At 60.7% G+C, this 12,413-nt stretch carries 10 protein-coding genes; all 10 read right to left on the bottom strand.

All coding sequences use genetic code 11. From position 1 onward, the window contains the following. Positions 1-40 precede the first annotated feature (40 nt). Positions 41-2,530, bottom strand: coding sequence for an HAD-IC family P-type ATPase (locus BINDI_RS02450; RefSeq protein WP_052108681.1), 2,490 nt, complete (start codon positions 2,528-2,530; stop codon positions 41-43). Between the two features lie 2 nt (positions 2,531-2,532). Further along, on the bottom strand, positions 2,533-3,192 hold the full coding sequence (locus BINDI_RS02445; protein WP_148301964.1) for a type 1 periplasmic-binding domain-containing protein: 660 nt from the start codon (positions 3,190-3,192) through the stop codon (positions 2,533-2,535). Between the two features lie 174 nt (positions 3,193-3,366). Continuing rightward, positions 3,367-4,644: a class I SAM-dependent RNA methyltransferase gene (locus tag BINDI_RS02440; protein ID WP_033489886.1), complete on the bottom strand. Its 1,278-nt coding sequence runs from the start codon at positions 4,642-4,644 to the stop codon at positions 3,367-3,369. 45 nt (positions 4,645-4,689) lie between these two features. Next, positions 4,690-5,469 (bottom strand): DUF3159 domain-containing protein, encoded by a 780-nt coding sequence (locus BINDI_RS02435; protein ID WP_237742966.1) that lies wholly within the window; start codon positions 5,467-5,469, stop codon positions 4,690-4,692. Positions 5,470-5,473: 4 nt separating this feature from the next. Then, positions 5,474-6,145: a DUF3710 domain-containing protein gene (locus BINDI_RS02430; RefSeq protein ID WP_052357148.1), complete on the bottom strand. Its 672-nt coding sequence runs from the start codon at positions 6,143-6,145 to the stop codon at positions 5,474-5,476. Continuing rightward, positions 6,142-6,366 carry a hypothetical protein gene (locus BINDI_RS02425; protein ID WP_041031338.1) on the bottom strand — a complete coding sequence of 75 codons (225 nt, stop codon included), beginning with the start codon at positions 6,364-6,366 and terminating at the stop codon, positions 6,142-6,144. The genes BINDI_RS02430 and BINDI_RS02425 overlap by 4 nt, the downstream gene beginning before the upstream one ends. Positions 6,367-6,446: 80 nt before the next feature. Then, complete coding sequence (locus BINDI_RS02420) at positions 6,447-8,462, bottom strand: dipeptide ABC transporter ATP-binding protein (RefSeq protein ID WP_033489882.1); 2,016 nt, start codon at positions 8,460-8,462, stop codon at positions 6,447-6,449. A gap of 11 nt (positions 8,463-8,473) precedes the next feature. Beyond that, the gene (locus BINDI_RS02415) at positions 8,474-9,463 is read right to left on the bottom strand and encodes an ABC transporter permease (protein WP_231570944.1); all 990 of its coding nucleotides are present in this window, start codon (positions 9,461-9,463) and stop codon (positions 8,474-8,476) included. A 31-nt stretch (positions 9,464-9,494) separates the two neighbouring features. Continuing rightward, complete coding sequence (locus BINDI_RS02410; protein WP_033489880.1) at positions 9,495-10,421, bottom strand: ABC transporter permease; 927 nt, start codon at positions 10,419-10,421, stop codon at positions 9,495-9,497. Positions 10,422-10,651: 230 nt separating this feature from the next. Beyond that, positions 10,652-12,307, bottom strand: coding sequence for a peptide ABC transporter substrate-binding protein (locus BINDI_RS02405; RefSeq protein WP_033489878.1), 1,656 nt, complete (start codon positions 12,305-12,307; stop codon positions 10,652-10,654). Positions 12,308-12,413 lie beyond the last annotated feature (106 nt).

Below are 12,413 nucleotides of genomic sequence, written 5' to 3'. Positions count from 1 at the left end.
TTGCCCGGGAAACGGACACCATCGGAATATGCTCCCTGTTTTACCGCCTGCTTGTTAACTGGGATATGAACCGCGCACATGGCGGATAGGCCAGAACCGCCAAGGCCATGAGAACACCCCCAGCCACGACGGAGACCGCGGTCACCGCCAGCGCTCCCCCCTGGGGAATAGTGATGGCGAAGAAGCGTGCCACCAGGGGGATGCAGGCACCGATGACCCCGGCCACGGCAAAGACCAGGACCAGGAGGCCACGCCAGGAGTGCAGGGGACGCGCCACCTGAGCAAGAACCAGAACCCCCATGAAGAAAAGGATGATGGCACAGATGGACCGCAGGGCGTTCAAATCCGAGGAATCACCCCTGTCCAGACCCAACAGAGTCGGCATGAACCAGGCGGCGGCCAGGATCGTCAGCCCTGTGGCAAACCCGGAGGGGAGAGCAAAAGCGACCACCCGCTTCAGGAAACCGGGACGATAACGTCTGGTATTGGGGGCCAGGGCCAGGAAAAAGGCTGGGGTACCGATGGTCAGGGCACCAATGTAGGTGATGTGACGCGGAAGATAGGGGAAGGGAATACCCGTCAGGACCACACCCAGGGAGATGAGAGCCGAGTAAACGGTCTTGACCAGGAAGAGACCTGCCACACGTTCCATATTGGCCATGACCTGGCGGCCTCTGGCCACGACGTCAGGCAGGTGGGAGAATCTGGAATCCACCAGGACCACCTCGGCAACCGCCTTGGTGGCCGGAGCGGCATTACCCATCGCGATCCCCAGGTCGGCCTCTTTCAGGGCCAAGGAATCATTGACCCCGTCCCCCGTCATGGCAACGGTGTGACCACTCAGGTGAAGGGCCTGGACTATGGCCTTCTTCTGGTCCGGCAGGACACGCCCCAGGACATCCACCGATTCAAGGGCGCCAGCCAGCTCCTCCAAATTCTCAGGCAGGTCCCGGGCATCCATGGCACGCGGTTTGGCCGCACCTGTCAAGCCGACCTTATCGGCTATGGCTGCGACCGTGGCAGGATTGTCGCCGGAGATGACCCGGCAACGAACACCCTGTTCCCTGAACCAGGCCAGTGTGGGTGCAGCGTCCTCTCGGATATGCTCCGAGCAGGAAATCAGAGCCCTGGGAATCAGATCCGCAGGCAGGGCCTCAGCCTCCTGGAAGTAATCCTGGCCTGCATCGGACCTCCGAACCGTTCCCCCATCCGCCAGCATCAGGACCCTATGGCCCCTGTTGGCCAGGTCGGTCACCTGAGCCTCCACTACGGGATGTGCTTCGGCCTGGGAGGCCAGCAAGACCTCAGGAGCGCCGAAATACCAGAGCCTGCCTGACCGGTCAAGGATGGCACTCCACTTCCTCGCCGAGGAGAAGGGCAGGCGGGCCCTGACGGTTCCGGACGGGGATACCTGGGGCAGGCCCGCCATGATGGCCGTACCGGTGGCGTTGGGATTCTCCTCGGCGCAGACATCAACCAGGGGCTGGGCCAGGGCATCCTGGTCGCTCTCCCCTGATGGGTCAAGGGGATGGACGGCCTCGAAGACTATGCCCCCATCGGTGATGGTTCCTGTCTTGTCCAGGTTGAGGGCATCAACCCGGGCAAGGGTCTCCACCGACTCCATCTGCTGCACCAGGGTTTGCTTCCTGGCCAGCCGAATGGCTGCCAGGGCGAAGTTCAGTGAGGTCAGGAGCACCAGCCCCTCGGGAATCATCCCGACCACCCCGGCCACGGCAGAAACGACGGCCTGCCGCCAGGATCCGTTCGACAAGGCGGTCTGGAGCCCGCCTACGGTGCGCATCTGGGTGAAAATCAGAAGGATGCAGAGGGGTATGACCACCACTGTCATGACCTTGAGTATGGTGTTGATTCCCTCGTTCAGGTCAGAGTGGACCTTTTTGAAGACCTTGGCCTTGGCGGTAAGCCTGGCAGCATAGGATCCCACCCCGACGGCCGTGACCTCTGCCAGGGCCATGCCTGAAACAGCGGTCGAGCCCGAATAGGCCTGGTCGCCCGGCTCCTTGCGGACCGTTCTGGACTCCCCCGTCAGCATGGACTCATCCAGCTCCAGCCCGTACGACTCGACGATTCGGGCATCGGCGGGAATCTGATCGCCGGAGCGAATCCAAAGCAGGTCATCACGGACAATGGCATCATGGGAGACGCGCTGATTGGATCCGTCCCTACGGACGTAGTAATCCGAGGCCACCAGGATGGAGAGGCTGTCAAGGGTGTGCTTGGCCTTGAGTTCCGTAGCGATACCGATACCGGTGTTGATGATGATGACCAGTCCGAAGACGGCATCCTTCCACTGGCCTGTCAAGAGGACCACAACCATGGCTCCCAGGATGATGGCGTTGAAAAGAGTGAAGACGTTGGCCCTGACTATCTGCCCCAGGGTCCTGGATGACCTCTCCTGGCTCTTGTTGACCTGCCCGGCATCCCGGCGTTCCTGCACCTGGGAGCTGGTCAGGCCGGGTTCATCGACCTGGGGAAACGTGGGGATGCTTCCGTCTTTGCGTTCACTCATACCTATTCCCCCGCCTGACCCAGGGTGACCCGTATGGTTCGGGTATGAGGGCCGTCATCGATGATATTCTGCAGGGCGTCAGCCAAGAGCACCGGGGTGCCCTTCCCTGTGCCTCTATCCATGCTGAGAGTGGCGGCATAGTAGATGCCATCAGGACCATCTTCCCAGGCCGCCCCCCTCTCCGGTATGACCGCCACAGGTATGCCAGCCTTCCTGGCCTTGGCAAGGGAGGGTGTCCAATCCCCTTGTGCCGGGGCATGAACAAGAATCAGGTCGACCTCGCGATTGACCGCATCCTCCACACCCGCCTGCTGGTCGCCGAAGGATGCCGCCTGCGAGTAGTACCCGTCCATCCGTTGGCCCTTCAGGGAGGCCAGGATGCGACCATCCTCCTCATTGGCTCCCGCATCCGTGGGCTTGGAGGGACTCCCGACCAGCGCCACCATGATATCGGAGCGGTCAACCCCATCATGGTCAACGGTTGAAGGGTGCCAGGTATCGCCCACGGCCTGGCTGGATGGGGTGCAGGCCGTCAGGACAGTCGCCAGAATCAGGGTCAGGGACAGGGCCATCAGGGCTCGCGGAATCCGCCGTCTGCCGAAACGCAGGGTTGAAATACCGAACACGTCTGGTTCGCCTGAACCTCTCGTCATTCCTGCCATCACCGGTATTGTAGACGAAAACCACCATTTCCACCCGCAAGGCGTCGACTGCTGGGGCCATCGAGTCAAAGGATGACACCTCCGCCACCGACCTCTGGGCGACCATGGCAGGGCGGGGGCGTCAACACGGCCCGAAAAATCCACGGATGCAAGGCAGGGGCCATAACCGCGAACCTACCTGGTAAAGACCGCCATGGTCTCCACATGATGGGTCATCGGGTAGATGTCGTAGGCGTGAATATCGGCCAGCTCGTAGCCAAGCGAGAGCAGGGTTCCCGTATCCCTGGCCAGACTGGTGGGGTCACAGGCCACGTAGATGATCGTCGAGGGGGCCGCCTGATTCAGAAGTCTGCATACCTCGGCCTTGGCACCCGCACGTGGAGGGTCCAGGAGGACAAGGTCAGGATGGGCCAGTGCCTTGGGCACTCCATGCTTGAGCACGCGCCCCACATCGCCCCGCCTTACCTCCGTATTGGTCATATCCGCAGCCGCGAGGTTTTCCCTGGCCCTGGTCACCGCTCCGGCAGCACCCTCCACTGCCAGAATCCGTGACCGCCCTCCGAAGGCGGCGGCCAGGGGAAGGGTGAAAAGACCAGCACCGGAATAGAGGTCCCAGACAACCGGAGCCTTCTGCTCGCCAATGCGTCGTCTCGCCTCGGTCAGGACCGCACCCGAGAGCAGGGAGGGAGCCAGTCTATGTATCTGCCAGAACCCGCCGGCATCGACCCTGTACGTGAATGTGTCCTCATCCGGGCGACCGGTGTTCGGCCGTATCCGCTCGGTCAGGGGGTCGCTCCCCTTCTCGGTTCTTCCATCAACCTGCAGGGCAAAGTTCCCATCCGTGCCTTGACTGTCCAAGGGTTCCGGCACGGCCATTCTGATTCTGCTTCCCGGCTTGAACCCGCCGTTCCAGAGGCCGAGTTCATCGGCTTGGTCGAGAAGTCGTCGTGAAGCCAGCGGCATGGACTCCAAGGCCACCCTCTCGTGGGAGCCTCGGCGCCGCATTGAGGGTCTGCCCTGGTCGTCGGCAACCAGATCTATGCGGGTCCTCCAATGCAGACCATCCGGGCAGGTGTCGTCATCGGGGCGTGCAATAGGCACATCTTCGAGCCGGATGCCACCCAAGCGTTCCATCTGCTGGCGAATCAGGTCGGCTTTCCAGGTCAGTTGCCCGGGCAGGGAGACGTGAATCAGATCGGCACCGCCCAGACCGCCTCCCCATGCCAGTGGGCCTGCCATCGGCCAGACCGGCTCACGTCGGTCAGGGCTGGCCTCCAGGACCTCTATCACCTCGCCCGTGCAATACCGGTCCTGTCGCTTGTGCGGTTCATCCAGTCTGACCCGAACCAGCTCCCCCGGCAGGGCAAAGCGTACGAAAACCACTCGCCCGTCCAGATGGGCCACACACCGGCCCTGGTCCGCATATCGTTCAATGCGAAGTTCAACGTCCATATTCGCCTTTCTTACAAGCCAAGCGGTATCCCTATCCTGACGGAATCAGCCCTTGGACCGCCCAGCACCATGCGCACCTGCATCAATACCGTCAAGCTCTTCCGTTTCAGCACCCTTGTTCCCTGGCACAGCGTGGAAGGCATGGAAAGGATCGCGCATCATCAGCCAGGAAACCCAGATGGCCAGGGCGAAAAAGGGGACGCCGAGCACCAGCCTGGCCCCGCCCAGGAGACCGACTGATCCCGCAAAGTACAGGGGAACCTGCACGGCCAGACGGATGACGAAGACCAGTATCCAAACCAGGGTGACCCTCGTATAGGCCCGAAGCAGCACAGGGTCGGACCGCCAGGATTTCAACCAGGCCCGAAATCCCGAAAGCACGGGTTCGCGCACGTACTCCACCAGGACACCTATCCCCGGAATCCTGACCAGCAGGCTGACGCCCAGTACCAGGATCCAGAACGAGTTAATCAGGAAACCCGGCAGATAGTAGTTCCTGGCATCCTTGCTCAACCAGGCCGAAATCAGACAGATGCCAACCCCCAGCAGGCCGGTCAGGGCTCCCAGGAAGGATCCTCCTTGGAGGAGTCTCAGTATCAGCTGTACCAGGGCAAGGGCACCCGATGCCATGATGGTCCAGGTCAGGCTCCCCGTTATGAGGAACACAACCAGGAACACCAGGCCCGGCAACAGGGACTCCACAATGCCGCGCCATCCGCCGATGGCCTCGTAGACCGAGAAGTCCTCATCGGCCAGGGCCGCCAGGCCGGTGTGCTTCCCATCGCCCCGATCAGTGGACCGGTCATCCCGCCCCTGCACGCCCACAGACTCAGCGCACCTCGGTGAACATGGGGCCGCGTGAGAGGGTGGTCTTCACCTCGGTCTGCTGGTCAGAATCGAAAGGCCCCTCGGGCTTGTCGGGAATGGTGTCCTTGGACTTGCCGTCCTCGTCCCCGTCCTGTTCAGGAGTGACCGGGGCATGCATGGGGATCAGGTCACGCGGAGCAAGGGGCTCATCCCCCCTGACCACGACCAGGTCGGCCAGGTATTGGTCGAGCAGGTCCTTCTCCTTGCCCTTCGTTGCCGCAGGGCCGGAGAAAATGCCTCGCAGCATCCAACGTGGTCCGTCGATACCCACGACGCGGGTCATCAACTTCTTGCCACGGACCTCGACAGGAAGGGTCAACTCGCGACCGAAGACCCCATCCATTTCCTTGGACTTGGGATTGGCCTTGTGGATGTCGGCACGGATCTCCTCCCAGAGGCCCAGGGACTTGGGTGCCGCGAAGGCTTCCAATTCCAGGCTGGAGGACCCATACGTCACAGTGGCACCCAGGATCTCCCCCGTCTTCCCATTGGACTTGAGCCTGAGCTGACTGCCCTGGAGGAAGGGAAGCAACAGGGAACCGATGTCGAGGTAGTCGTCATAGTCGACGGCATCCTCATCTTCGCTGTCCCAGGGACCGTGATCCACACCACGTTCGCCTTCGGTCAGGCTCACGTCAACCCGTTCATCATGAGCTGACTTCTGCCTGGTCTCGCCGGTTTCCTCCGACTGGGCAGGGGCATCCTGGTCCTGTGCGTTCCGGTTTTCGCCAACCTGGTCGGAACACCCTTATCCTGGCTCTTCAGGGCTTCGGAATCAGACGTTGAGGTTTCCTCATCGCGACCCTCAAGTACCTGATCCTTCTTGTGCTTCCTACCGAAACCGAACAGTCCCATGATGCCTCGTTTCCTCAGTGACGCCAATCCGGCGCCTTCATAGCCGGCCCCTGCAACCCGTCACAGGAGCCGGCCGATCGTTAATCGAGACCCAGACGAAGCTTGCCGCCGGGAATGGCGTCAAGCAGGTCACGGGTGTACTGACGCTGCGGGTGGTCGAACACCTCATCGGTGGTGGCGTGCTCAACCAACCTGCCATGCTGCATGACAACCACCTCGTCGGCGATCTGCCTGACCACGGCAAGGTCATGGGTGATGAAGAGGTAACTCAGACCACGCTCTGCCTGAAGGTCATTGAGCAGACGCAGAACCTGGTCCTGGACCAGAACGTCCAGGGCGGAAACGGCCTCATCGCAGATGATGACATCAGGATTCAAAGCCATGGCACGGGCGATGGCGATGCGCTGACGCTGACCACCGGAGAGCTCGTTGGGGTAACGCCCCATAACCGACTCCGGCATCTCCACCATGTCAAGAAGTTCGCGGACACGCTCCTCCCTGGCCTTGCGGTCTCCGATCTTGTGGATGCGCAGGGGCTCCTCGATGGACCGGAAGATGGAGTACATGGGATCCAGGGATCCGTAGGGGTTCTGGAACACCGGCTGCACATGCCTACGGAATTCCAAAAGCTCCTTGCCCTTGAATCCGGAAATGTCCTTGTTTTCGTAGGACACCTTGCCCGACGTGGGATTGAGCAGGTGGAGGACCATGTTGGCCACGGTCGACTTGCCCGAACCGGACTCCCCCACTATGGCCAGGGTGGTTCCACGCTTGACCGAGAAGGAGACGTCATCGACGGCCTTGAAGAGTTCCCTCCGCTTCGGAAGCTTGAACTCCTTGGTCAGGTGCTCCACCGTGATGATGTGCTCGCTGCGTTCCAGGGTCGATTCACCCTTGACGTGGTGCTCCATCAGACTCTCGGCATCCTGCCCCCGCTCCTTGGCGGAGATGATGCGCTGGGAGGCCAGGGACGGAGCGGCCTGAACAAGCCGCTTGGTGTAGGGGTGCTGCGGGTGCTGCAGGACGTCCAGGCTGGGGCCGGATTCGACCACCTGACCCTTGTACATGACCACGATGTGCTGGGCACGCTCTGCGGCCAGACCCAGGTCGTGGGTGATGAAGAGCACGGCCGTACCCAGGGAGTCGGTCAGACCCTGAAGATGATCGAGGATCTTCTTCTGAACAGTCACGTCCAGGGCGCTGGTCGGTTCATCGGCAATCAGAAGGTCAGGCCTGGAAGCCAGACCAATGGCGATCAGGGCACGCTGACGCATACCACCCGAGAACTCGTGCGGATACTGACGGGCGCGGGTGGCCGCCTCCGGCAGGCCCGCCTCGGAGAGGAGACCTGCAATACGGTCGTTCATATCCGAACCGGTCACGTGGGCCTTGGCCAGGGACCAGGCCTCGTCCTCACTCAGACCGGCCTTAATCAGGGAGCTTGCAACCCCCCACCTGGTCTCGGAGCCTACATCCCATTCGGATTTGAGGGACTCCATGATCTTGTCGACATCCTTGACGCCGGCCTTGTCCAGGGCCGTCTTGGCGGCATCGAGGAGACCGGGCAGGTCAGCTGAGGAAATGAAGAGCTCATCATCCGAAGACTTGAGCTTGACCTTCTCGGTCTCCGCCAGCCGTTGGGCCAGCTTGGAGCGCTTCTCACGGGAAACATCCATCTTGTTGGCGACCAGGGCCTCCTTGACCTGTGTTCCGATCTTCCAGACCGGATTCAGGTTGCTCATCGGATCCTGGGGTACCAGGCCAATCTGCGAACCACGGAGGTCTTCATACTCCTTGGAGCTCAGCCCGACCAGCTCTCGGTCGTGCAGTTTGATGCTGCCGCCGACCACCCTGCCGGTGCCGGGGAGAAGGCCCAGCACACCCATGGCGGAGGTGGACTTACCCGAGCCCGACTCCCCCACGATGGCAACCCACTGCCCCGGGTAGACGCTGAAAGAGGCGTTGCGAACCGCATGGACATCCCGCCCGTCCGAGGTGAAGTCGACCTTGAGGTCCTTCACCTCCAGGAGAGGACTGGAGGCTTCAGGGGTTGCCTGCTCAGCCTGTTGATTTGCAAAGCTATCTTCTTGACTCATGCTTCCTCCACTCAGGCCGTTCTGCTCTTCGGATCCAATGCATCCTTGACCGCATCACCCATCATGATGAAGGCCAGGACCGTAATGGCCAAGGCTGCGGACGGATAGAAGAGGACCGAGGGATTGGTGGTCAGAAGGCTCTGTGCCGTCGAAATGTCGCCGCCCCAGGAGACCACGCTTGAGGGCAGACCCACGCCCAGGAAGCTCAGTGTCGCCTCGGAGACGATGTAGGTACCCATTGACGTGGTGGCCATGACGATGATAGGGGCCAAGGAGTTGGGCATGATGTGCCTGAAGAGGTTGCGCACCGGGGTGGAGCCCAGGGCCGTCGAGGCCGTGTTGAACTCCAGGTTCTTCGCTTCCATGACCGCACTCCTCGTTATGCGGGCCATGTTGACCCACCCGAACAGGGTCAGGGTGAAGATGATCTTCCACAGGGAGGTGGAGGTGCGGAACATCTGCAGGAGGACGATTGCGCCCAGCAGCATGGGGATGGCGAAGAAGATGTCGGTGATTCGGCTCAGAAGGCCATCGACCCAGCCTCCGAAGAAGCCCGCCAATGCACCAACCAGACCGCCGATCAGCGTGACCAGGATGGTGGTCATGATGCCGATGGAGACCGAGGTTCGGGCCCCATAGACCACACGGCTGTACACATCGCATCCCTGAAGATCGAACCCGAAGGGGTGGCCTGCGCGGCTAGGCTCAAGGGAGTCGTTCAGGTTGCAGACAACCGGGTCCTGCTTGGTGAAGAGCGAGGGGAAGAGGGCCACAACGATTACGAAAATGGCCAGAATCGCCGAGATGATGAAGAGGGGGTTCCTCCGCAGGGTCCTCCAGGCATCCACCCACATGCTGGTGGGAGGAACATCGTCATCCACGGAGTCCACCGCACGCAGGGGCGTCTCCTCGGTGGGTGCGACGAAGCGCTCCTGACCGGGCAGGGGGTCCGGGAAGAAGACCTCGGCCTGACTCTCGTTCATTGAATCGAATTCGTTCATTGTCATATCAGTCATATCAACCATGGCCCTTTCACGCGTACCTGATACGCGGGTCGAGGACCGCATAGAGCATATCGACCAGGAGGCTGCAGACCACAAAGATCATGACCAGGATGGTGACCAGGGAGACCACCAGGGTCCCCTCACCACGTGTGATCGCCTGGAACAGCGTGTTGCCCACGCCCTGGATGTTGAAGATTCGTTCCGTGATCATGGCGCCTCCCATGAGTGCACCGATGTCGGCGCCCAGGTAGGTCACAACCGGAATCAGGGAGTTGCGGAGAACATGGCGGCTGATGACCTTGGAGTTGCTCATGCCCTTTGCCCTGGCCGTACGCACGTAGTCCTCGGAGATGTTCGAGGTAATCTCGGTTCTCGTCAGTCTGATGATCGAAGCCATGGATACCGATCCCAGCACCACAGCAGGCATGAGCAGGTCGATGAAACCGGGTGAGGCCCCGGCTGTGACCGGAAGGATGTGCCATTTTACACCGCAGAGATACTGCAGGATGAAGCCGGTGACGAAGGTGGGCACCGAAATCAGGAGGAGTGAGAGGACCAGGATGACACTGTCGGACCACCGACCCTTGTTCAGGCCGCCGATGATGCCGAAGATGACGCCGAAGACACCCTCGAAGACGAAAGCCATCAATGCGAGCTTGATGGTCACCGGGAAGGCCCTGCCGATGACGGCGATCACAGGCTGCCCCGAGAAGGTGTTGCCGAAGTTCAGGGTCAGGGCGTTCTTGAGGAAGAGGACGTACTGAACGATGAACGGCTTGTCGAGATTGTACTCCGAACGTATCTGTGCAGCCACCGCCTGATTGACCGGCTTGTCTCCGAACATGGCGGCCACGGGGTCGCCGGGAAGTGCAAAGACCAGTGCGTAGATCAGCAGGGTGGTGCCGAGAACGACGGGGATCATCTGCAGAATACGCCGCAGAAGATATTTACCCATCGGCTTTTCTCCTTTATAGTCCGCGACCTGGGCTGACATTGGGACCCGGTCGCCTCAAAAATACTTGTACGAGTCTACCAGTACACCTCAACAGGGCCTGCCGAGACCCCATCCGGCCGGCTGTGCCGGGGTGCTGGATGGAAAAACCGGTGCGGACATCACTCATCCGCACCGGTTCAGACCGCCTCCCTGTCGACTGTACCGATCAGGGAAACAGTATCAGACCAAAATCACTTGCTGAGTTCGGAGTATTCGGGGACGCCCTTCCAGTTGAAGGTGAAGCCCTGAATATCCTTGGCAGCAATGCCGTTGGCGTTCCTGTAGTACAGCGGAATGGCAGGCAGGTCCTCGAAGAGAATCTGCTCGGCCTGCTGATAGATCTTGTTGGCTTCGTCAAGGCTCTTGGCGGAGGCCGCCTTGGTCAGCAGCTGGTCGAACTCGGAGTTCTTGTAGTCGCCATCGTTGGATCCCCTGCCATCGGCAGCCGAGGAAGCGAAGTTGCTCAGCAGGTAGGACTCGGGCGAGGGGTAATCGGGCTGCCAGCCGGAGCGGAAGGCCGAATCGGTGAACTTGCGGTTCTGGACGTTGCTGCGGAACTCGTTGAAGGTGGGCAGGGGGTTGCCGGCTGCGTTGATCTTCAGCGTGTTCTTGATGGAGTTGGTGACAGCGTCGTAGACCTCCTTGTGGGCACCATCGGCGTTGTAGGCAATCTTGAAGGAGTCGGCCTCGGTCCAGGGGCTGATCTTGTTGGCCTCTTCCCAAAGTTCGTTCGCCTTGTCGGGGTTGTACTTCAGCACGTCGGAGCCCTTGATGTCCTTGGAGTAACCGGGGATGACGGGCGAGGTGAAGTCGTGGACCTCCTGGCCGGTGTCGGCGAGCACCTTCTTGATGATGGCGTTGCGGTCGATGGCCATGGAGATGGCCTGACGGCGGAGCTTGCCTTCCTGGTCCTCACCGAAGTGCTTCATGTAGGTCGGCACGGTGAACATCTGAAGGACCGAACCGGGATCGTTGATGGCCTGAACGGAGCTGTTGGTCTGGAAGGTCCTGCGGTCGGAAGACGGTATGGTATCCAGAACATCAAGATGTCCGGCCTCGACGTCGCGGAATGCCGCGGTCGGGTCGAGGTAGGCACGGAACTCGATTCCGCCGTTCTTCACCTTGATGTCGCCCTTGTAGTTCTCATCCTTGACGACCTTGATGAACTTGTTGTGGCTCCAGGAGTCGAACTTGTAGGGGCCCACGGTCACCGGCTTCTCGCCGAAGGCCTTGGTGTCCTTGTAGAAGGACTCGGGCAGGGGTGCGAAGGCGGTGTAGCCGACCTGGACCGGGAAGGTGGACGAGGCCTCGTTCAGATCCACGGTGAAGGTCTTGTCGTCGACGACCTTGAGGCCGGAGAGCTGGGCGTCAGGTGCGACATCATCGCCCTGCAGCTCGTCATAGCCCTTGATGTCCGTGAAGAAGCTCGACCCCAGCTGCTTGTTGGCAGCATTGGCGGCAAACGACCAGGCCTTGGTGAAGGACTGCGGCGTCACAGGGGTGCCATCGGAGAACTTCCATCCGTCCTTGAGCGTGACGGTGTACTGCGTGTTGTCGTCGTTGGCCTTGATCTCCTTGGCGATCTCGTTCTTCGGCTTGCCCTTGTCATCAAACCGGACCAGCTTCGAGAAGAGGATATCGATGGGGTTGCCACCGCCTACCTCATTGGTCATGCTGGGGATCAGGGGGTTGGCGGGTTCTGGGTTGAACACACTGATCATGGTGTCGTTTCCGCCCTTGGCATCTGCGCTGCCAGCGGAATCGCCCGAACCACCGCAGGCGCTGAGCAGGAGCGCCATGGAGCACATACCTGCAGCAGCAATGGTAAGAACCGATTGCTTCTTCATAAACTTGCTTCTTCCTTTGTATTCCTGTTGGTACGAGGCGAGAAAGGAGATTTTGTCCTCTTCCCCGCAACGAATAATAATCTAAATCACGTAACGCCTATGTGAG

The organism is Bifidobacterium [indicum] DSM 20214 = LMG 11587, from assembly GCF_000706765.1.
GTDB classification, from domain to species: domain Bacteria; phylum Actinomycetota; class Actinomycetes; order Actinomycetales; family Bifidobacteriaceae; genus Bombiscardovia; species Bombiscardovia coryneformis.
This window is presented reverse-complemented; position numbering and strand designations above follow the sequence as displayed.

Bases quoted from the DNA above. Each gene is read 5' to 3' on its own strand.
- BINDI_RS02450 (WP_052108681.1), bottom strand. From the start codon at position 2,530: ATGAGTGAACGCAAAGACGGAAGCATCCCCACGTTTCCCCAGGTCGAT.
- BINDI_RS02445 (WP_148301964.1), bottom strand. From the start codon at position 3,192: ATGGCAGGAATGACGAGAGGTTCAGGCGAACCAGACGTGTTCGGTATT.
- BINDI_RS02440 (WP_033489886.1), bottom strand. From the start codon at position 4,644: ATGGACGTTGAACTTCGCATTGAACGATATGCGGACCAGGGCCGGTGT.
- BINDI_RS02425 (WP_041031338.1), bottom strand. From the start codon at position 6,366: ATGGGACTGTTCGGTTTCGGTAGGAAGCACAAGAAGGATCAGGTACTT.
- BINDI_RS02420 (WP_033489882.1), bottom strand. From the start codon at position 8,462: ATGAGTCAAGAAGATAGCTTTGCAAATCAACAGGCTGAGCAGGCAACC.
- BINDI_RS02415 (WP_231570944.1), bottom strand. From the start codon at position 9,463: ATGAACGAATTCGATTCAATGAACGAGAGTCAGGCCGAGGTCTTCTTC.
- BINDI_RS02410 (WP_033489880.1), bottom strand. From the start codon at position 10,421: ATGGGTAAATATCTTCTGCGGCGTATTCTGCAGATGATCCCCGTCGTT.
- BINDI_RS02405 (WP_033489878.1), bottom strand. From the start codon at position 12,307: ATGAAGAAGCAATCGGTTCTTACCATTGCTGCTGCAGGTATGTGCTCC.